At 59.9% G+C, this 18,542-nt stretch carries 19 protein-coding genes and 1 pseudogene; 10 read left to right on the top strand and 10 right to left on the bottom strand.

The features are described from left to right. Nucleotides 1-148 precede the first annotated feature (148 nt). Both Thiofri_RS09695 and Thiofri_RS09690 read left to right on the top strand, forming a co-directional pair. Nucleotides 149-901 (top strand): MliC family protein, encoded by a 753-nt coding sequence (locus Thiofri_RS09695; RefSeq protein ID WP_009151203.1) that lies wholly within the window; start codon nt 149-151, stop codon nt 899-901. A gap of 109 nt (nt 902-1,010) precedes the next feature. Continuing rightward, nucleotides 1,011-1,940, top strand: a complete 930-nt coding sequence (locus tag Thiofri_RS09690; protein ID WP_009151202.1) for a DUF6279 family lipoprotein — start codon at nt 1,011-1,013, stop codon at nt 1,938-1,940. Nucleotide 1,941: 1 nt separating this feature from the next. Here Thiofri_RS09690 and Thiofri_RS09685 read toward each other — a convergent pair whose 3' ends face one another. The 3 genes from Thiofri_RS09685 to Thiofri_RS09675 form a co-directional block, all read right to left on the bottom strand. Continuing rightward, nucleotides 1,942-3,270, bottom strand: a complete 1,329-nt coding sequence (locus Thiofri_RS09685) for an MFS transporter (RefSeq protein ID WP_009151201.1) — start codon at nt 3,268-3,270, stop codon at nt 1,942-1,944. 135 nt (nt 3,271-3,405) lie between these two features. Beyond that, complete coding sequence (locus tag Thiofri_RS09680) at nt 3,406-4,767, bottom strand: Coenzyme F420 hydrogenase/dehydrogenase, beta subunit C-terminal domain (protein ID WP_009151200.1); 1,362 nt, start codon at nt 4,765-4,767, stop codon at nt 3,406-3,408. Nucleotides 4,768-4,843: 76 nt separating this feature from the next. Further along, complete coding sequence (locus Thiofri_RS09675; protein ID WP_009151199.1) at nt 4,844-5,179, bottom strand: DUF1626 domain-containing protein; 336 nt, start codon at nt 5,177-5,179, stop codon at nt 4,844-4,846. A gap of 41 nt (nt 5,180-5,220) precedes the next feature. Between Thiofri_RS09675 and Thiofri_RS09670 the strand changes: the two genes are divergently transcribed. Further along, complete coding sequence (locus Thiofri_RS09670; protein WP_143742035.1) at nt 5,221-5,448, top strand: addiction module antidote protein; 228 nt, start codon at nt 5,221-5,223, stop codon at nt 5,446-5,448. A 63-nt stretch (nt 5,449-5,511) separates the two neighbouring features. Here Thiofri_RS09670 and Thiofri_RS09665 read toward each other — a convergent pair whose 3' ends face one another. Genes Thiofri_RS09665 through Thiofri_RS09650 form a run of 4 tightly spaced genes read right to left on the bottom strand, consistent with a single transcriptional unit; the run spans nt 5,512 to nt 10,156 of the window. After that, nucleotides 5,512-6,453, bottom strand: coding sequence for a diguanylate cyclase (locus tag Thiofri_RS09665; protein ID WP_009151198.1), 942 nt, complete (start codon nt 6,451-6,453; stop codon nt 5,512-5,514). Nucleotides 6,454-6,486: 33 nt separating this feature from the next. After that, the gene (locus Thiofri_RS09660; RefSeq protein WP_009151197.1) at nt 6,487-8,886 is read right to left on the bottom strand and encodes a response regulator; all 2,400 of its coding nucleotides are present in this window, start codon (nt 8,884-8,886) and stop codon (nt 6,487-6,489) included. Between the two features lie 11 nt (nt 8,887-8,897). Beyond that, nucleotides 8,898-9,488, bottom strand: coding sequence for a hypothetical protein (locus Thiofri_RS09655; RefSeq protein WP_223296838.1), 591 nt, complete (start codon nt 9,486-9,488; stop codon nt 8,898-8,900). Next, nucleotides 9,476-10,156, bottom strand: coding sequence for an ABC transporter substrate-binding protein (locus Thiofri_RS09650; RefSeq protein ID WP_223296837.1), 681 nt, complete (start codon nt 10,154-10,156; stop codon nt 9,476-9,478). Before Thiofri_RS09650 ends, Thiofri_RS09655 begins: the two co-directional genes overlap by 13 nt. Nucleotides 10,157-10,388: 232 nt before the next feature. On the opposite strand from Thiofri_RS09650, the gene Thiofri_RS09645 reads away from it, so the two are divergent. The 4 genes from Thiofri_RS09645 (at nt 10,389) to Thiofri_RS09630 (ending at nt 12,073) form a co-directional block, all read left to right on the top strand. Next, the gene (locus Thiofri_RS09645) at nt 10,389-11,087 is read left to right on the top strand and encodes a response regulator transcription factor (RefSeq protein WP_009151195.1); all 699 of its coding nucleotides are present in this window, start codon (nt 10,389-10,391) and stop codon (nt 11,085-11,087) included. A gap of 59 nt (nt 11,088-11,146) precedes the next feature. Further along, nucleotides 11,147-11,410, top strand: coding sequence for a potassium channel family protein (locus Thiofri_RS09640; protein WP_223296836.1), 264 nt, complete (start codon nt 11,147-11,149; stop codon nt 11,408-11,410). A 67-nt stretch (nt 11,411-11,477) separates the two neighbouring features. Beyond that, the gene (locus Thiofri_RS09635) at nt 11,478-11,780 is read left to right on the top strand and encodes a type II toxin-antitoxin system RelE/ParE family toxin (protein WP_009151194.1); all 303 of its coding nucleotides are present in this window, start codon (nt 11,478-11,480) and stop codon (nt 11,778-11,780) included. Then, nucleotides 11,777-12,073: an addiction module antidote protein gene (locus Thiofri_RS09630; RefSeq protein WP_009151193.1), complete on the top strand. Its 297-nt coding sequence runs from the start codon at nt 11,777-11,779 to the stop codon at nt 12,071-12,073. The genes Thiofri_RS09635 and Thiofri_RS09630 overlap by 4 nt, the downstream gene beginning before the upstream one ends. 186 nt (nt 12,074-12,259) lie before the next feature. On the opposite strand, the pseudogene Thiofri_RS09625 reads toward Thiofri_RS09630, so the two are convergent. Continuing rightward, nucleotides 12,260-12,598: pseudogene (locus Thiofri_RS09625) on the bottom strand (DUF3782 domain-containing protein); the annotation flags it as partial. 484 nt (nt 12,599-13,082) lie between these two features. Next, entirely contained in the window at nt 13,083-14,615 is a 1,533-nt protein-coding gene (locus Thiofri_RS09620) for a fumarate hydratase (RefSeq protein WP_009151192.1), read from the bottom strand. Between the two features lie 222 nt (nt 14,616-14,837). Here Thiofri_RS09620 and Thiofri_RS09615 point away from each other — a divergent pair, with 222 nt between their 5' ends. The 3 genes from Thiofri_RS09615 to Thiofri_RS09605 all read left to right on the top strand — a co-directional run bounded on the left by Thiofri_RS09615 (nt 14,838) and on the right by Thiofri_RS09605 (nt 16,982). Next, nucleotides 14,838-15,713, top strand: coding sequence for a TauD/TfdA family dioxygenase (locus Thiofri_RS09615; protein WP_009151191.1), 876 nt, complete (start codon nt 14,838-14,840; stop codon nt 15,711-15,713). A 272-nt stretch (nt 15,714-15,985) separates the two neighbouring features. Further along, the gene (locus Thiofri_RS09610) at nt 15,986-16,264 is read left to right on the top strand and encodes a helix-turn-helix domain-containing protein (RefSeq protein ID WP_009151190.1); all 279 of its coding nucleotides are present in this window, start codon (nt 15,986-15,988) and stop codon (nt 16,262-16,264) included. Then, entirely contained in the window at nt 16,254-16,982 is a 729-nt protein-coding gene (locus tag Thiofri_RS09605) for a HipA N-terminal domain-containing protein (RefSeq protein ID WP_009151189.1), read from the top strand. Before Thiofri_RS09610 ends, Thiofri_RS09605 begins: the two co-directional genes overlap by 11 nt. On the opposite strand, the gene Thiofri_RS09600 is transcribed toward Thiofri_RS09605, so the two are convergent. Beyond that, nucleotides 16,937-18,451, bottom strand: coding sequence for an ISKra4-like element ISThio1 family transposase (locus tag Thiofri_RS09600; RefSeq protein WP_009146704.1), 1,515 nt, complete (start codon nt 18,449-18,451; stop codon nt 16,937-16,939). The two genes, Thiofri_RS09605 and Thiofri_RS09600, sit on opposite strands and share 46 nt — an antisense overlap. Nucleotides 18,452-18,542: the final 91 nt, after the last annotated feature.

Below are 18,542 nucleotides of genomic sequence, written 5' to 3'. Positions count from 1 at the left end.
TCCTGATCGAGTAAACTAATAAATCACGCCCGATTGGGCCGGGAGATTAGACCAATCGCCGCCGGCGCGGTCAAACTGCCCGGTGATCCTCTCGCGGCTTAGCTGGTATGTCGGCAAAAGCCTTGGCGCGCCAACAAAGGATTCCTCCATGCCCATTAAAGGTTTTCGCACCGCCCTCCTCGGCCTGATTCCCACCGCCGTGCTGCTGATCAGCGCCGATACAATCGCTGGCGAGTCCGCCTCCAAATCCACCTCGGCGTCCGAACTCCCCTCCCCCACTCGCATCAAGTGGCAATGCACCGAGCAACCCGCCATGCTGGTGGTTGTCAATGCACAGGGGGCCCTTGCCAACGAGACGCAAGGCGCGAAAACCTCTCATCCGGTCCAGATTCACGCCATCAAGCTCGAACCCACGGCCAGCGGCCCGCAAATCCCGGCCAAGCTGATCAGCACCGACAGCGATCTTGCCGCCCCCGCCGCCACCTGGTCACCCGGCAATTCGGTCATCACCAGCGATGGCCATTTGCGTCTGGACCTAACAGACAAACACGCCTTTCTCGCCACCAATGAATTTGGCAATCAGACCTTGTTCCGCCGCTTTAACTGCGGCACCGCTGGCAAGAACGCTCCCGTGCATTACCAGTGCGGGCCGGATTTTGACCTCTGGGTCAGTTTTACCACGCCTGGAGACGGCGCATCAGATGCCTCCACAGACAAAAAGACCGCCAAACAAGACAGCGCAATGGTTCAGTATCCCGGCGGGCAGATTGAGCTGCCCCAAGACAGCTCGGGCCCAGGCGCGCGTTATGCACAAGCCGACAGCAGTCTTTTGATTCAAGGCGACTCGGCCACCTTCACCCTTGATGGGGGTGAGGAACATCGCTGCCAGGTTGAGGACTAACGCCTAAGCTGCCAGCCCCAAGGGGCCTCGAAAACAGCTTTTGCATTTACAGTCCCTTTCCATGTGACCCCTTTCAATCTGACCCTTTCAATGTGATCAGGTAATCGCCGTGCTTACACTCGACCTGCGTAGAAAACTCGCGACCCCGCACCAGCGCTTGCGGCCAAAGCGACGCCTGCTCACTTTGCTGCCGGCTGCGCTACTCTTCGTTCTGGCCACCAGTGGCTGCTCGCAAATTCACATCGCCTACAACACCGCCGGCTTCACCATCGAGCTTTACGCTAACCGCTATCTCGGCCTCGACGACCGTCAAGTCGCCTCCTGGCGTCCGCTGCTGTCCGAAGCACTCAATCAACACCGCGATGAAGAAGTCCCCGCCATCACCGCCTTGCTCACCCAGGCGGCTGAAGATGTCAATGCAGGACTCACCACTGCCAAGGTCTCGGCCTGGCTGGATCAGCTTGAGCCCATGTACCAGCGTCATGCGCGCCTATTCGCGGCGACGGTGGCTCCGCTGCTCGCCAGCTTGAGCGAGACACAGATCAATGCACTGGAGAAAAAGTTTCAGGAGCAGGCGCGTGAGGATGCCGCCGATAACAGCCCGGAAAGCCTTGCCAAACGCAAGCGCAAGCGCATCAAGCGCTACATTGAAAATATCGAATGGGCGACCGGAGATCTCACCCAACCCCAGCGCGAACTGGTCCGCAAAGAGATTGGCGAGTTTCCGGACGTGGACACTAGTTGGTATGCCTATCGCGACCAGCAACGTATGGCGCTACTCGCATTGCTCAGGCGCGGCGCCAGCACCGAGCAAATCGACATTTTTCTAACCCGCTGGCTGGCCGAGTTCATGGACATGCCGGTCGACCTGGCCCAGGCGCGCGATAAAATGCGCGCCGGTCTCATTCAGACCGTTGTGGCACTCGACCCCACCCTGTCCGAGCAACAGCGTCTGCACTTTGAGAAACAACTCAAGACCCTCAGCGAAGAGTTTCAGTCCCTCGAGCGACGCAAGCCAACCCAAGCACCGGGCGTCTGAATCAACCGCCGTCGGGCTCAGAGACCTCCCGCAACCCCAGCGCCAGCCCGGCGGCCACCAGCGCGCCAACGCCCAGAACCAGCACCACCAGTGCCGGCCCGTAACTGTCACCAAGCAGCCCGACCGGGCCGGCCAGGAGCATGGCCACCCCGATGACCGTGTTACTCACCGCCACCATGGCGGCGCGTTGCTCGGCACTCGCCATATCCACCAGATAAACCTTGCGTCCAATGCGCACGCCAGCGTGGGCGATGCCGAGCAGCAGAAAAATCCCCGCAAAGGCCAGCGGATTGCCCAGCCAGAACGCCGCCTCGCTGTGCGCCAGCAACCAGGTCACCAGCCCCAGCGCCCCGGCCATGCCTGCGGCCAGCACCATCACCCAGCGCGCTGAGCGGTCACTGAGCCAGCCCCACAGCGGCGCACTGATGCTGCTCGCTAACCCGCTGGCAATGATCAGCAGCCCCAGTCCCGTCAGAGCGCCGTCACTGTGCTGTTGCGCCAGCAGCACATAAAAGGGCGCAGTCAAGGCCACACTCAGCAGTGCGATACGCACCAGTACAAAGCGCAGAAACAGCGGATCGGTCTTGAGCAGGCCAATGCTCTCAATCGCCGTCTGTAGCGCATTGCCACCGCCACTGGTCGCCCCGGGCTGTTCGAGAATTCCCTGAAACACCAGAGCACTAAGCACAAAAAACACCGCCGCGCCGGCGAGCAAGGCGACAAAAACCCCAATTCCCGCATCGCTCGGCGCGAGAAACTCCAGATAAAACCCCACCCCCAGCGTCATCACCCCGGCAATGCCGGCAGAAAGCCCCATCAGCCGTCCGCGCCGGGATTTGGAGACCGTCTTGCCCAGCACATCTTTGGCTGAAACCGAGCACAGCCCGCGCGACAGACTAAACAGCACCAGCAAGCTGAGCATCACCCAGCCAGCCGCCGCGCCGCGCAAACTCCCCGCCGTCACAGCCATCAGCGCCAGCGCCACCGCCGAGAGCAGCGCGCCCAGAATCCACACCGGCTTGCGCAGCGGGCGCTGGCGGATCACCGCCGCCACCGCCAGTTGCGGCAGCAGCACGCCGGCCTCGCGAATAGGTACCAGAAAGCCAACCAAGAGCGCCGGCGCGCCCAGCGCCCCAAACAGCCAGGGCAGCAGCAGCTTGGCGCTGGCCAGCTCATCGGCGACTTTCGTCAACAAATTGGCGAGCAGATAGGCGAAGAAATTGCGCGGCTGGTCGTTGCAAGAGGCGGCGGGGATATCCTTGCAAACCCGCGCGTCTTCATCACCGGTGACCAGGTCATAGAGGGAGTCGAGCGCGTTGGCGTGACGCATAACAGGAAGGCTTGATAACAAAACGGCAAGAAAATGCAGGTGCGCAACGCAGCCACCCGAGCATTGGGCGGGCTGCGGCACTGGGCGATCTGAGGCGCGGGGCGAGCCAGTCTCACGGCATGGCCGCTCGCGCCGCTATTTTTCCGGCTCGAGTGGGCGGCCGAAAGTCTCAGCGTAGTCCCCGGCATAAGGGGCGAGTGTTTGGTAGACCGCCGGATGCACCACGCGCTGCTCGAAGCGCGGAAAATGGCTGCGCAGATATTGCAGATTGCGCAATAGCTTCATTTCAATTACCGCGCGCGCAAACTCCAGTCCGCGCGGCCCGCGACGGCGCTGCAAAAAGGCAATCAGCCGCCGGATGGGCTTGGGCGGCTTGCCTGGCGGCTCCGCCAGCATACGGATGTAGCGCGGCATGCCCCGGTTGCGGTCGCCGGCGCTGTCGAGTTCACGAAACTCCAGTTGCGGTTTGATCAAATCCAACATGGCCTGGCCGCGCTCGGTACGCACCAGCACCCATTGCCAACCCAGACGCGCACCCATGTAGCCGATGGTAATGTCGGCCAGACTGTTGGCGTAGTCAAAGCAGGACAGACAGGCCGAGGGAAACACCCCATCAAGCTTATCCATCGGGAAATCAATAAAGTTCACCCGCTCAATGTCGCCGTCGTCATGGCGCATCCACAGGCGATAGTCCTGCATGAACTCATAATGGACAATGGTCTCGGGCGAGCGCGACACCTGCGTGAGAAAGAACTGCAAATCCGGATAAGTCACATTGTCGCTGCACGGAATGCCAATGACATCCAAGTGCTCCAGACCCATCTGCTCGCGCAATTGCGGCTCGGCCGCGCGCAGAATCTGCACCTGACAGCCGGTGCCGATAAAGGCCAGGCGCTTAATGCCAGCCGCGCGCACCTCATCGAGCAACGCCAGATTGGGCGACAGGCAGGGCTTATTACCGGCACTCGCGCGCACCGCATCGGGCGTACGCGCGAGTACCGGTCTGGGCGCAAACCGGGTACCCGGAGCGGCCGCCGCTGTGATGACGCCCTCCACCTGCCCGGTTTCCAGCAAGGCCGCGCCCAAGCTGGTGACCATGCCCGACCACTGAGCTCCCGATGCTGGCTGGCGCATGCGTGCGCCATACATCGCGCGAAAAATGCCAAAGCGCAGCTCGTCCCCTTCTCGCCGCTCGCGCCCATGCAGACGCTGTTCAATCTCCGGAACATGCTGGCGCACAAAAGTACAGCTCGAGGCCATCAGCGGCTTGAACTGACTGTCGCACAGGCCGCAGTCACTGCACAGCTTGGGCCGCCCGCGCAGCCGCTCGTCCTTGCTCAGCAGGGTTGGCTCGCGCAAGCCCTTGGCCGGGCCAAGGTCTTCAGGATCGAGACCAGTCAGCGGGTCCATTCCGACCGGGGTCATTGCGGCCAGGTCCATTTCGGGCAAATCCAAAGATGCACCGCCGGCAGCGGCAGAACTAGGGTCGGATGCCATGCGTCAGGCCTCGTTCAGGGGATAGAAAACGGAAAGATACCAGAGGAAAGTATCCAGTCCCAGTCGATCACTAGTGTTAGCTGGAGACTTCCTCCGGCTCGCCGAAGGTTTCAATCCCCAGGTGTCGGGCGACATCCTGGGCGCGGCTGTCGATCATCGGGGAGATGACAATCAGCCGATTGGCCTGGCGCTGATGGTGCCGCTCGTAGAATCTGCGCCATAGCGCATCCTGGCGCTCGCGCTCGCGGCGCATTTCATCCAGCGTTTGATGAAACCAGTCGTTGGTCTCCTCGCGCCGGCTGTACAGGTTGGCGGTCAGCCCGAGAATGGCCTCGCGAAAAGCAGGGTCGGTTTCGAGCCACGCCGGCAATTCGCGGTTGACGGTTTCTTTGATCGATTCGAGCGTGGTCATCGGTGGCTCCGAAAGATTTAGAATCTTGTCTGATTACCTAAGTGTATGCTTGGATTATATGCCAAGCCTTTTGTCCTGGCCGCGACATTGCCCGCGCGCGCAACTTCAGCGCTCTGGCTCGCGAGGTGGGCGTGACCCGCGAAGGGCTGCGCAAGGCGTTGTCCGCCGATGGCAATCCGTCGTTCGCGTTGGTGCTCAAGATGGCCCATGCGTTGGGACTCGGGTTGGAGCTGAAACCCCGGGCGGCTCAAGCATGGCAAAGGACTTAACGCTCTTGGTCTCGGCTACCGCCTGTGCCTGCCACTGCGGCTGCTTTGAAGTCCCGTCGAAACTCAGCCTGGATTCACCTGGTTTCGACCGCCGGTTTTCGCTTGGTAGAGGCATTGATCGGTTTGTGAGATCAATGTGTCCGGGGCTTTGTCAATCGTTGGGACGATGCTCACCGCGCCGATGCTGACGGTGACCCAGTCACTGACCGGTGACGGCGCGTGCTGAATGCGCAGATCCAGAATTGCGCTGCGAATACTTTCAGCGATGTCTTTTGCGCCGCCCTGGTCGGCGTGCGGCAGAATACAGGCAAATTCCTCACCGCCATAGCGACAGGCAAGGTCGTGCGCGCGCTGCATTTGACGGTTGATGGTAGTGGCCACTTTTTGCAGTGTCTGGTCACCAGCGAGGTGGCCGTAATGGTCGTTGAAGCCCTTGAAGAGATCAACATCAATCATGAGTAAACCGGGGGGTTCTTTAATCCCGGCGAGTCGTTGCCACTCTGCGTTTAAGACCTGATCAAAACTTCTTCGATTCGCCACTCCCGTCAGTCCGTCACATTGGGCGAGACGTTCGAGTTGCATCCGTTGTCGCTGGATCAGCAGATGGTTTCGAACCCGAGCCCTGAGAATGGCTGGACTGAATGGCTTGGCAATATAGTCGATGGCACCAAGGTTGAGACCCTGTTCTTCATCGGCTTCTTCATCCATGCAGGTCAGAAAAATGACTGGAATTTCGGCCGTTTGGCAGTTCTGTTTGAGCAGGCGGCAGACTTCAAAACCCGTCATGCCGGGCATCTGCACGTCCAGCAAGATCAGATCTGGCTGTTCAATGCCGGCAAGCTTGAGAGCCTGCTCTCCGCTATAAGCCTGTATCGGGTCGCAGATGTCCTCAATCTCGGCCGCTGCAAAAGCAAGGTTTAACGGCTGGTCGTCGACGATCAGGACTTTTTGCTTAGCACGGCCAGCGGACTCGGTGATGCTTCGATGGTTGGTCTCTTCAGCCATAAGATTGTATTCCCAGAATGTCCGTATGATCGCTTATTGGCTTTTGAAGCGCTTCTGTAATTCCTGAATGGCTTCACCAGTCGCCCTGTGAATCTCCGCGGCCAATCGACGCGCTGTTTGAACATCGTCATCCTTGGTAGCTTGTGTCATCGCCTTGCCTAAGTCTCGCAATTGATTGAGTCCGACATGGCCTGCCGATCCGATGAGATCGTGGGCATGCTGTCGAAACTGCTTTGGCTCGCCCTGCGGGGCCAGTGACTGAAATAATTCCCCACGTTGCTGGATGTCCGCAATGAGCATGTCCACCAATGAGTTGAAACGCTCAGGGGTGACGATCGTTCGCAGATGCTCAAGCGACTTCGGATCAAGCGTGTTGCTTGCTGGCAAAGCGCTGCCGATCATCGCGGTATTGTCGGCCTGCGTCTGCGCTTCCTCAAGGGTAGTGGCCTCAGAGCAAAGGCGATGTTCAGCGAGTGTTTTAAGGAGAATTTCCAACTCAATCGGTTTGGCAACATGCGCATTCATACCCGCTTCCATACACTTCATCACATCTTCCTTGCTTGCGTTGGCCGTCATGGCAATGATGGGGAGTTTGTCGAAGCGAGGGCTTCTGCGCAGTCGGCGGGTGGCGCTGAGACCATCAAGTTTCGGCATCATCATGTCCATCAGGACGATGGCGTATGTGTTGTCAGCTGCGGCTTCAATCAGATCAACAGCCTGTTGGCCATCGCCGGCCTCGTCAACCACAATGCCCTCATCCATCAATAGCTCTTTTGCAACGAGTCGGTTGAGTTCATTGTCGTCCGCCAGCAGCAGGCGCAATCCGCGTAAACTCTGGGCGTTGCTTTTTTGTTCAGATGGCATTGTTTCCGGCAGGGTTTCGTGACTTTCAGGTTGGCGCACCTGAACGCGAAACCAAAAGGTGCTGCCTTTGCCCAGTTCACTGCGAACCCCGGTCGCGCCTCCCATCAACTCGGCAAGGTGACTGGAGATGGCCAGACCCAAACCGGTTCCACCAAAGCGCCGGGAAATCGAGTTGTCGACTTGATGAAAAGGCTGGAATAAGGTTTCGATTTGCTGCTCGTCCAGGCCAATGCCTTGGTCTTGGACTTCGCCATACAAATACAGTAAATCGTCAGCCTGCTGCTGGAACTCCATGCACAGGCTGATCCGTCCGTGATCGCTGAACTTAATCGCGTTGTTTGCGTAGTTGAGAAGAATCTGGTTGATTCGGTGCGGGTCACCAACCAGGCAGGAGGGGCAGTTCGACGGCTCAGCGTGCAGGCTCAGGCCCTTGTTTGCAGCTGTTTCGGCGAGCATGTCCCGCGCATCGTCGAGCAGCTGTTGTGGTGAGAAAGGAATCTCCTCCACGCTCACGTGTCCGCCGTCGAGTGCAGAATAATCCAGAATATCGTTAATAATGCACGTCAGATGTTGGCTGGCGCGCATGATTTTCTCGACACGCTCTCTTTGGCCTGTCTCGAGGGGGTGTCGGAGGCTGAGTTGTGCGAGCCCGAGAATGGCGTTCATCGGGGTGCGGATTTCGTGACTCATGGTGGCCAGAAAGTTGGCCTTGGCCTCAGCAACCTGTTCGGCCAGCTCCCGGGCTCGGGCACTGGCTGCTGCTTCAACCTCCAGCCGGTCCGCCCAGAGCATGTTGTCACGAAACACCTCAAGCGCCTGTGCCATTTGGCCCACTTCGTCACCGCGTTCGGTGTGGTGGATAGGTGTCTGATAGTCGCGAAGACTCAGCCGGCCCATTGCGCGGGTCAGTTGCTTGATCGGGCGTGATATCTGGGTAAAAGACAGGGAGGCCGACAATCCGATAATGCCCACCAGAGCCAGAGTGAAGAGCAACGTGGTGTTAGCAATGGTTGCTTGAGTTTTAACCTTGAGCCTTTGTGATGCCGCCTGAAAGTGCGCAATGGTGTCAGCTTTCAGGTGGTCCATGTCCTGGCGCATGGCAATGAGTTGAGGTTCAAATTCCTCGTCGATTATCTTCAGCGCTTTGTCGCCACGCCATCTTGCCGCAGCATCGATAATTGCATCGGCCAGTGCAAAGAGCTGTTTTTCCTGTTCACCGATTTCATCGATTTGTGCATTGACTTGATCAATGAGCGGTGCAATACGCCCGATCTTGTCATTGAACTGGGCGCGTTGATTCTTTAGCTGTTCTTGTGTTGCCCGCATTTCTGCCACTTGCTGTTCGGTCAGAACAGAGAGAACCAGTTCGCTGGAGTCGCTCAGGTCCAGCAGGGCAGCACCAATCAACAGCGAGGCTTGGGCATCTTTCTCCAGCAGGTTCTGGTAGTCCCGACTCACCATGGAAAGGCTGGTCATTGAATAGACCATGATGCTGACAGCCAGCGCCCCGAGCAGCATGACCAGCAGAACGATTTTGCTGGTCAGTTTAAGGCTGGTGAACAGATGCATGGGCGTGCTCCCTAGGGGCGTGGTGCTGCTGTGATGATGCTCTCAACGCGGGTCACTGCCTGGGTATTGCTGATACGCCCCATCAGATGGTCAGTGATCACCTGATAAAGGGCATTTTTCACCGGAGCCGGATGGGCATTACCCATTGCAATCGAGCCCATGATCGTCCGGCGCATGTTGTCGGCACGCATATCGTTGATCGCCTGCTGACCGCATGCATTGAACTGGTCTCGCGGCACGTCGACCCGCGCGGGAGCTGCGCCGCCCGCGATATTGAGGTCGCGCTGCAAGTCAATGCTGATGAGTGTGCTCACGAACATGTCTCTTGTTTCCGGCTCGGCCGGATAGTCTTTGAACAAAATAAACTGGTCACTGTTGAGCAGCATCATTCCCTGAGTGTCAGGAAAGCGGAAACAATCATAGTCTTGCCCCGGAACAAGTCCGTGGGCGCTGAATTCACCGTTCACCCAGGTTCCCTGCACCTGCATCAGCGCCTCCCCGGAACGGGCGAGATCAGTGGCCTGGTTCCAGCTGCGTTCACTAAAACCAGTATCCAGGTAGTTCCGTAACTGGCTCATGCGCTCAAAGATCAGCTGAAGCATCTCGATATCCTGCGCGTTGGGCGCAAGCTCCACAAAGGTCCGGCGATAGAACTCAACCCCGCCTGCCCCGGCGGCCACGGATTCAAACAGCAGGGTGTGCTCCCACGCTTCATGTCCAATCGAATCGGGATCAGGCCAGCGGCTTTGGCGCTATCAAGCATGGCGATCAGATCAGGCCAGGTGTCCGGTTGTTTCAGACCAAGGCGCGTGAGTTGTGCGTGGTTGACCCACAGCCAGTTGGTGGAGTGGGCATTGACGGGGGTGGCAACCCAGTGATCCTGATACTTGGACAAGTGTTGAATCGCAAACGGGATGACTTCATCCCATTGCTGTTCCCTGGCGATATCGTCAAGCATCACCAACTGTCCCTGGCGCGCCCAGTCTTGAATGTCATAACCAATGGCCTGGGCAGCCATCGGCGGTTTCCCGTCCGCCACCCGTTGGCGTAGTTCGTCGCTGAAGCGGTTGGTGCCGCTGCCGGCAACGGCTTCCTCATGCCAGACAAGGCCCTGGTGCTCGATATGCTGTCGCATGGCATTGATGCTGTTGCGCTCGCCAGCGGAGACCCACCAGTGCATGACGTCAACACGACTTGCCGATGGCGCCTCTGCCGCCGCAAGCTCACAAAGCAGAAGACCGATGAGGACAAATCGGGATGAAAGGCGCATGACGGGGTCCAAGGGTTAAGGATTCGCAGGCCAATGGTGATTCTGAAGCATTTATTTGAAGTGAACAAATCCGCGATTCGTTCTGCAAGCAAGTGCAAGGTTTCGGATTCTCGCTCTGGTAAACTGGGCGGCTAACCTTGCCGTTCCGCTATTTCGGTACGGCAAGGCCATCGGCCATCGGCCAGTCTCTGTAGACGGCATAACATTGATATTAATAAGGTAATATTGAGCGATGGCTACCGACGAACCCCGCCTGAAGGTGCTGGTGGTCGAGGATCTTGGCGCCCTGCGCGAAATCACCGTCGACACCCTGAACGCGCAAGGTTTCAGCGCCATCGGTGTCGATTGCGCCGAGTCGGTGTGCGAGCTACCCGATCAGTCCGACTTTGACGTTGCGGTGCTGGACCTGAACCTACCCGGTGAGGACGGTCTCAGCCTGGCGCTGCGTCTGCGCACGGTGCAACCGAATCTGGGTATCGTGATGGTCACATCACGCGATCAGTTGCCTGAAAAAATCAGCGGATACGAGCACGGCGCCGATATGTACCTGGCCAAGCCGGTGGCAGCCGAGGAGCTCGCTTTTGCCATCCGCGCCCTCGGGCGCCGACTCAAGCCAGAGCCGGCGGATCACCAGATCAGCCTTCTGGACCGTTACACCAGAAACCTGGTGTTCCCCGGCGGCGAGCTGACCCTAACCCCAGACGAAGCCACCCTCCTAAAAGCCCTGGCCCTGGCTGAGAATCAGTGCATGGAAAGCTGGCAACTGCTCGAACTGCTCGACCGCGAACTCAGCGAACAGGGCAAAAAGCAGCTCGAAGTGCTGTTCTCGCGCCTGCGCAGCAAACTCAAGGCGCGCGGCATGGAGCAACCCATCATCCAGGCCGAGCGCGGCCTCGGCTACCGGCTGTGTCTGCCGCTGCGGTTGGTTTAAGTATCAAGGCGCGACTCCAGCAAGGCCAAGCAACAAACACGAAAAAGAGCGCGTTATCCATGGAAGCTATCGCCCTGTCCCGCCTCGAAAAGAGTCTTGATCGGCAAATCCTTGACCACCAGCGTCACCGGCTGTGTCGCACCGAGTATCACTGCATGGCTGACGCCGGTAGCTTCTCCACCTTAACCACCGTCGGCTTCGGCGACATCACGCCATTGACGCCACCGGCCAAGTCGTTCGCGATGATCGAGGCCGTAGTCGGCCCGATGTTTGTCGCTGTATTCCTCGCCCGCTTGGTTGGAGTCCGGACCTTGAGCCACTAGTGATCCGCGGCTGCAATTCACCAGCAACGGAGTTGACAGACTGCCAACTACAGTTTACATTTTTCTGATGTTAGAGATCATCGCATCCGAGACCTTCTCCCGCTGGTTGCGGGGTCTGGGCGATCGCCAAGCGGTGGCGCGGATTAACGCGCGCTTACGCAACGCAGTGGCAGGCAACCTAGGCGATGTTGCACCGGTTGGCGAGGGTGTCTCGGAGATGCGTTTGTTTTACGGCCCGGGTTACCGGCTGTATTTCATTCGTCAGGGTGCGGCGATCATTGTGCTGCTGTGCGGTGGCGACAAGTCCACGCAGGTGCGCGACATTGCGCGCGCGAAAGTGCTGGCCAAAGAATGGGAGCCTGAGCCATGACTGAACGATTTACCCGCTGGGATAGTGCTGACTACCTGGAGACCGAGGAGGATATTCGGCTGTACCTGGAGGCGTGCATTGAGGAAGACCCTGGCGACGGCTCGCTGATTCGCAGCGCGCTGGGCGACATTGCCCGCGCGCGCAACTTCAGCGCCCTGGCCCGTGAGGTAGGCGTGACCCGCGAGGGGCTGCGCAAGGCGTTGTCCGCCGATGGCAATCCGTCGTTCGCGTTGGTGCTCAAGATGGCTCATGCGTTGGGACTCGGGTTGGAGCTGAAACCCCGGGCGGCTTAAGCATGGCAAAGGACTTAACGCTCTTGGTCCCGAGCGCGGCCTCGGCTACCGCCTGTGTCTGCCGCTGCGGCTGGTTTAAGCACAAGTCAGTAGATGCGGGTGCATACCGGCGTTATACGCAAAGTCTTTTGTCTTTGCATATAACGCCGCTGCAAAATCGCCGGGCGCCTTTCATCTCCCGCCCTCTTAGCCGGAGACTTCCTCCGGCTCGCCGTAGGTTTCAATCCCCAGTTGTCGGGCGACATCCTGGGCGCGGCTGTCGATCATCGGGGAGATGACAATCAGCCGATTGGCCTGGCGCTGATGGTGCCGCTCGTAGAACCGCGCCTTGCGCTCAAAAATATACATCCCCGCCTTGTCGATAGAGGACGCGAGCGCATCGCGGAAAGCTTTCTCCGAGCGCAGCCCCCAGCCTGCGCCCAAGGCACCGATGCTGCGGTCGATGCGTTTGCCCAGCGCCAAGCTTTCTTCATGCAGGGCAGCCCGCTCCACTTGGTTAGCTTCCCGTTTGTGGTTTTGCTCCTTCTTGTGCGGCAGTTCGCGCTTGACGGTTTCTTTGATCGATTCGAGCGTGGTCATCAGTGGCCCGAAAGATTCAGAATCTTGTCTGATTAACTAAGTGTATGCCAGTTCCCGCAGCAGAGCCATCCAGCGTCGGTTTTTACGGCGGCTCATTCCGCCACATCCTTAGATGAGCGCAAGTGCCCGGTATTTCGCGCGCTTGGCCACCATGGGACAAGGACGGTCTCAGCCTGGCGCGGCGTCTGCGCGCGGTGCGGCCGGATCTGGGTTGGTTAAAGTGTCCAGTCCCAGTCGATCACGAAACAAAGCCAAAGCGCCGCCTGGGCGGACCCACCATGGCCAAGCGCCTATTCAGCCCCCCGCCTAGGCGCAGCGCATCAGAATCCTGCCTCTCGCACAATCAAGAAATCCCAACCATTTTGTGCGATAGCAAAGGCATCGCATGAGCACTCTCAGCCCGGGGACCAAGGTAAAGACGCGCGCCGGATCAATCTGATTGCGCGGCAAGGCGTACCTTCCATTCGCGCGGACCGCTTTGGTGGATGGCCTCGCCGCTGCTGTCGACGGCGACGATGACTGGCATGTCTTCGAGCTGGAACTCGCGCACGGCTTCCATACCGAGCTCTTCGAACGCTACCAGCCGCGACTGGCGAATGGCCTTGGCGACCAGATAGGCCGCGCCGCCCACTGCCATCAGGTAGACGGCGCCGTGCTGCTTGATGGCATCGGTAGCCGCCGGGCCGCGCTCGGCCTTGCCGATCATGCCGATGAGTCCGGTGCGGGCAAGCAACTGCGGCGTGAATTTGTCCATGCGCGTGGAGGTGGTTGGTCCGGCTGGACCGACGACTTCGTCGCGTACGGCATCGACTGGGCCGACGTAGTAAATAAAGCGGTCGGCCAGGTCCATTCCCGCTGGCAGCGGCTGACCGCTGTCGAGCAACTCGAGAATACGCTTGTGGGCGGCATCGCGCGCGGTCAGTACCCGACCGGACAGCAGCAGGCGCTCGCCGGCACGCCAGCTCTTGATGTCTTTGTGGGTGATGCCGTCGAGATTGACCCGGCGCGCGCCTGCAGCCGGGTCCCAGTCGATGACGGGCCAGTCCTCAAGCTGCGGCGGGCGCAGATCTGCCGGCCCTGAGCCGTCGAGCGTGAAATGCAGATGCCGGGTGGCGGCGCAGTTGGGAATGAGCGCGACCGGCAGGGAGGCGGCATGGGTAGGAAAGGTGCGGATTTTGACATCCAGCACTGTGGTTAGCCCACCCAGCCCCTGGGCACCAATGCCGAGGGCGTTGATTTTTTCGTGCAGTTCCAGGCGCAGGCGCTCGATGTCGTCCGCCGGGCCGCGTTCGCGCAGCTCGTGCAGGTCGATGTCTTCGAGCAGCGCCTCCTTGGCCAGCAGCATGGCTTTCTCGGCCGAGCCGCCGATGCCGATGCCGAGCATCCCCGGCGGACACCAGCCAGCGCCCAGTTTGGGCAGGGTCTCGAGCACCCAGTCGACCAGGCTGTCGCTGGGGTTGAGAATTGCGAACCGTGCTTTATTCTCTGAGCCGCCGCCCTTGGCGGCGAGCCGCACCTCGACTGTGTTGCCGGGAACCAGCTCGACATGGACCACGGCGGGGGTGTTGTCGCCGGTATTTTTGCGCTGGCCGATGGGGGGCGACACCATGGAGGCGCGCAGCGGATTGTCGGGATGCTGATAAGCACGGCGCACTCCCTCGTCAATTAACGCTTGCAGGCTGACATTTTGATCCCAGCGCACCTGCATGCCGACTTTGACAAACACCACGACCAGCCCGGTGTCCTGACAGATGGGGCGCTGGCCAAGCGCACACATGCGCGAGTTGACCAGCAGTTGCGCCATGGCATCCTTCGCCGCCGGGGACTCCTCGCGCAGATAGGCCTGATGCAGGGCGTGCAGAAAATCTGGTGGATGAAAATAGGAGATGTACTGCAACGCATCGGCAACGCTAGTGATCAGGTCATCGGCGCGAATTTCTGTGAGGGCATTGGGTTGGGGCATTGATCATCGCTCGGCAGGTAGTCGTGGCGCTCAGTATATAACGAGCAACCTAGGGGACATGCCAGACTGGCTCCAGCTGGGCGCCAGATCGGCAAAGGCCCGGCGCCATCCCGACCGGCTCGCCGGTGAGGGCGGATTCAGCCGACACGCCGGATGGGGTGTTCGACGGGTATAATCGGGGGTTTTTAGCCCCCTTTTGCCCCATCCCGCAGGATGACAACCATGTTTGAATCCCCGTTTGACCTTGACCACGACAGCGCTTACGAGCATTGGCGCGAGCGAAAGCTTGCCAGCGCTCCGAGCGATCTCAACGCGCTTATCGTAGAGGTCAAGGACCCAAGACACTTGACCCCGGCCGAGTATCAGGCGCTGTTTGAGCGCTGCCAGTTGGCCAACATGGCGATTTACGCCAGCCGCAGCGGCGATGATCCAAGCAAGGAGATCCCGGTGGCCATGGGCCGCGCCTTTGGGCTAAACAGTCTCGACCACAATCCCGGCGCCGACGATGACGCCGTCACCGCGCTCACAGTGCAGGAAGACGCCCGCCATCGCGACTTCATCCCCTACTCCAACCGTCCCATCGCCTGGCACACGGACGGCTACTACAACAGCACCGAGCGGCAGATTCGTGGTCTGCTGCTGCATTGCGTGCGACCGGCGCACGAGGGCGGCGAGAACGAGCTAATGGATCATGAAGTGCTATACATTCTGATTCGCGACCGCAACCCGGCACACATTCGCGCGCTGATGGAACCCGACTGCATGACCATTCCGGCGCATACCTCAGAAGGCAAGACCCTGCGCCCGGATCGCAGCGGACCGGTGTTTTCTGTCACCAAAGACGGGCACTTGCACATGCGTTTCACCCAGCGCTCGCGCAACATCCGCTGGCGCGATGACCCCGGCACCAAAGCGGCGGTTGACTGCTTGAATGATTTGCTCGCCACCCCGAACCCCTGGCGCTTCCGCGCCAAGCTCGAATCCGGCTGGGGACTGATCGGCAACAATGTGCTGCACACCAGAAGCGGCTTCAGCGACAACGACCACCCCCGCCTGCTCTACCGCGCCCGCTACTACGAGCGCATCAACGGGACTTGATGCCAGCCAGGCACAGGCAATCGGGTGCCAAGAGGCGCGACAGGGGGCGGATCGCGCGACCGCTTTCCAGCCAAAATGGTTGGAAGTGTCTTGACACCGTGATCTGCGAACATCCAGGCCAGATGTAAACAAGCGTTGGTCTTACCAACGCCCCCTTGTGATTGAAGCAAGTGTCAACCGATCTATTATCCTTTTAAAATAGGATAAATATTGATTTCGGGCTTCTGCGATCTTAAAATCCTGACAAGACAGGATAAAAAGACCCGGAACACATGCGCAGAGTCACCCCTACGCCCTTCCCTGACGGGCCACTCGTCGATGCCGAGGACCTCGGTGCGCTGGTGCGTGCGGCGCGGACAGCATCGGGACTCACGCTCGAGGAAGCGGCTCTGAGCGCTTACGTTGCCAAGCAAACGCTGCAAAATCTTGAGAAGGGTACGGGCACAGTCTCACTTGCGTTAGCATTCAAGGTGATGAACGGGTTGGGCATCCGGTTGTCCTGGCAGGTGCCATCAGACGACAGCGGCTCTGGGGGCACGGATGCAACTTGAGGTCTGGCTGGATCAGAATCGAGTCGGCATCCTTCGATTCGATGCCACGCACAACCGGTTCGCCTTCAGTTATGTGACTGAGTGGTCTGCGCGACGCGATGCCTACCCGCTCAGTCCAGCGCTACCGTTGCGCACTGTCGAACACAGTCTCGATGAGCATAGTGCGAGGGTACGGCGGTTCTTCGAGAACCTGCTACCGGAAGGCCAAGCGCTTGATGATGCAGCCCGCGTCAATCATGTCTCGAAGGGGAATCTGGTTGGCCTGCTGATCGCGCTGGGACGCGAAACTGCGGGTGCGCTCCGCTTGGTGTTACCGGAAAAAACAAGCCATGATCAGACGCAGAAACGCCTTTTGACGCGACAAGAGTTATCAGAGCGGATTCGGCAACGGCCACGACAGCCTTTCAGTGTCTGGGATGGCAAGGTGCGTCTTTCCATCGCCGGCTTTCAGGATAAGGTTGCGGTCTATGCAGCAGGGGGCGACTGGTATCTGGTGGAGGGGCCTGATTTAGCGTCAACACACATTCTGAAGCCAGATCCTGTCAGCCCGCAACTGGCGGGCTTGACCTCCAATGAATTTGGGTGCGGCTCTTTTGGAACGACGCCAAGCGCCGCAGAATCCAGCGGTTGCGGGCGACGTTTCCGGTCGATGGTGATGGCGCAAGTGAGACATCATGCCGCCACGGGCAAGTCCAGCGGGATCGGTGGTCCTGGATAGTGGCGTCGGTGCTCAGCGTCGAAGTGAAACGCAAGATAGGCCGGCAAGTCCCCACTGATCTTTAGTGAGCGCAGTTTCAGGATCGCCTCGGCGCGGGCCAGCCCCCAACGCGCCCCGGTGAGATCCATGCGATCTTTGACGAGATGGCGACAGGCGCCTTCGATCACACCAGTGGCGATTGGCAGCCCCAGCGCAAGCGCTTGGTCGTATTCGAGGCGCTCGCGGTTGTTGTCGATATAGTCGGCCGCCTTATCGATGGGTTTGCGCGCCGTCTCGCCGAGTTGCTTGCGCGTTGCCGCGCGGCGCAGTCCCACGGCCACGTCGTGGGCGCGACCTTCGAGGATGGCCATGGCGCGCTCCATCACCCACTGCTCGCGCTCCGCGGGGGTCTCGGGAAAGAGCGCATGCGCGGCTTTCCACAGATATTCCAGCACATGGATGAAGTCCTGGATCACCACCACCTCGACCTTGTAGCGCTCGGCCGCGGCTGTGACTTGGCGCAGCAGATCTTCCTGACCGTCACAGAGCACCACCCAGCGGCGGTGCTGATCCGGGTCGCGGCGCATGGCCTCCTCAAACGCCTGCTCGATGACGGTGCGCTGATCGGCCTCCACGCGTGCCCAGGTGCGTTTGTTCTGGACTTCGGGACGTTTGCCCGCGGGGGCTTGTTTGGGATCAAGGATCTGCTCTGGGGTGCGTGGGTAGGGCTCGACCTCATAGACCGAGGCGACGGTGGCCATGCGTTTGCGCTGCTTTTTCTCCCCAGGACTCAGCCGGGTCTGTTGCTTGTGCGCTTGGCGCTCGCGCGCCTTGCGGGTGGCCTCGCGCAAATCGCTGGGGCGCATCACGATGCCCTTGCCGTCAGCACTGATGATCAGGAGGCGTTCGCTCGCTTCATTCGGCTCCTGGGGGACAAAGGGTTGGGCGTAGAAGGCGTCGAAGTCCTGGCTCAGATGCACGGCCACCTCCTCGGCTTGGCGCTTGGCCAGCGTCCCGCCGCCGGCTTGTTCGAGTGCCGCAAGCGCGGCGTCGAAGGAGTTGTTCACGACCTCACCGGCCAGCACCTCGCACAGGCCATGGGAATACCTGCCCGGGGGCAGATTCAGCTCAGCATCCAAGGGGAAGACGCTCTGGAGTCCCCGCGCACCGTAGCCCCGGCGCGTGACGGTCACTTCCCCAAAGCGGGTCTCCAGAAGTCGGGTACAGCCGGCGCGATGATGGGTCCGGGGATAACCATCGGCGCCAATCACGGACGCATACCGCGGTTCCTCTCGCGCTCTTTGTTCCAGGTGCGACTGGACCATCTCACACAGCAGCTTCATGCCGCCCTGTTGCACCAGCGCTTCGATTTCCCCGTGCGTGGCATGTTGGGCTTGCTCCCCGCTCAGCGTCTCAAGCAGTTGGACGAACTGCGCGATCGCCCCCTCGTAGCAATCGAGGCTTGGCAAAGAAATCGTGTAGCATGGCATCGACAGGGTCTCCTCAGGGTCCGTGACAAAAGTTTCGTCCCTTCAGTTTCGCACCCGAGTGGAGGCCCTGTCTTCCCTGTCCTCAGGTTTC

It is taken from the genome of Thiorhodovibrio frisius (assembly GCF_033954835.1).
Lineage (GTDB): Bacteria > Pseudomonadota > Gammaproteobacteria > Chromatiales > Chromatiaceae > Thiorhodovibrio > Thiorhodovibrio frisius.
This window is presented reverse-complemented; position numbering and strand designations above follow the sequence as displayed.

Excerpts from the sequence above, each read along its gene's own strand:
- Thiofri_RS09695 (WP_009151203.1), top strand. The coding sequence starts at position 149 with ATGCCCATTAAAGGTTTTCGCACCGCCCTCCTCGGCCTGATTCCCACC.
- Thiofri_RS09685 (WP_009151201.1), bottom strand. The coding sequence starts at position 3,270 with ATGCGTCACGCCAACGCGCTCGACTCCCTCTATGACCTGGTCACCGGT.
- Thiofri_RS09680 (WP_009151200.1), bottom strand. The coding sequence starts at position 4,767 with ATGGCATCCGACCCTAGTTCTGCCGCTGCCGGCGGTGCATCTTTGGAT.
- Thiofri_RS09675 (WP_009151199.1), bottom strand. The coding sequence starts at position 5,179 with ATGACCACGCTCGAATCGATCAAAGAAACCGTCAACCGCGAATTGCCG.
- Thiofri_RS09665 (WP_009151198.1), bottom strand. The coding sequence starts at position 6,453 with ATGGCTGAAGAGACCAACCATCGAAGCATCACCGAGTCCGCTGGCCGT.
- Thiofri_RS09660 (WP_009151197.1), bottom strand. The coding sequence starts at position 8,886 with ATGCATCTGTTCACCAGCCTTAAACTGACCAGCAAAATCGTTCTGCTG.
- Thiofri_RS09655 (WP_223296838.1), bottom strand. The coding sequence starts at position 9,488 with ATGCTTCAGCTGATCTTTGAGCGCATGAGCCAGTTACGGAACTACCTG.
- Thiofri_RS09650 (WP_223296837.1), bottom strand. The coding sequence starts at position 10,156 with ATGCGCCTTTCATCCCGATTTGTCCTCATCGGTCTTCTGCTTTGTGAG.
- Thiofri_RS09645 (WP_009151195.1), top strand. The coding sequence starts at position 10,389 with ATGGCTACCGACGAACCCCGCCTGAAGGTGCTGGTGGTCGAGGATCTT.
- Thiofri_RS09640 (WP_223296836.1), top strand. The coding sequence starts at position 11,147 with ATGGAAGCTATCGCCCTGTCCCGCCTCGAAAAGAGTCTTGATCGGCAA.
- Thiofri_RS09635 (WP_009151194.1), top strand. The coding sequence starts at position 11,478 with ATGTTAGAGATCATCGCATCCGAGACCTTCTCCCGCTGGTTGCGGGGT.
- Thiofri_RS09630 (WP_009151193.1), top strand. The coding sequence starts at position 11,777 with ATGACTGAACGATTTACCCGCTGGGATAGTGCTGACTACCTGGAGACC.
- Thiofri_RS09620 (WP_009151192.1), bottom strand. The coding sequence starts at position 14,615 with ATGCCCCAACCCAATGCCCTCACAGAAATTCGCGCCGATGACCTGATC.
- Thiofri_RS09615 (WP_009151191.1), top strand. The coding sequence starts at position 14,838 with ATGTTTGAATCCCCGTTTGACCTTGACCACGACAGCGCTTACGAGCAT.
- Thiofri_RS09610 (WP_009151190.1), top strand. The coding sequence starts at position 15,986 with ATGCGCAGAGTCACCCCTACGCCCTTCCCTGACGGGCCACTCGTCGAT.
- Thiofri_RS09605 (WP_009151189.1), top strand. The coding sequence starts at position 16,254 with ATGCAACTTGAGGTCTGGCTGGATCAGAATCGAGTCGGCATCCTTCGA.
- Thiofri_RS09600 (WP_009146704.1), bottom strand. The coding sequence starts at position 18,451 with ATGCCATGCTACACGATTTCTTTGCCAAGCCTCGATTGCTACGAGGGG.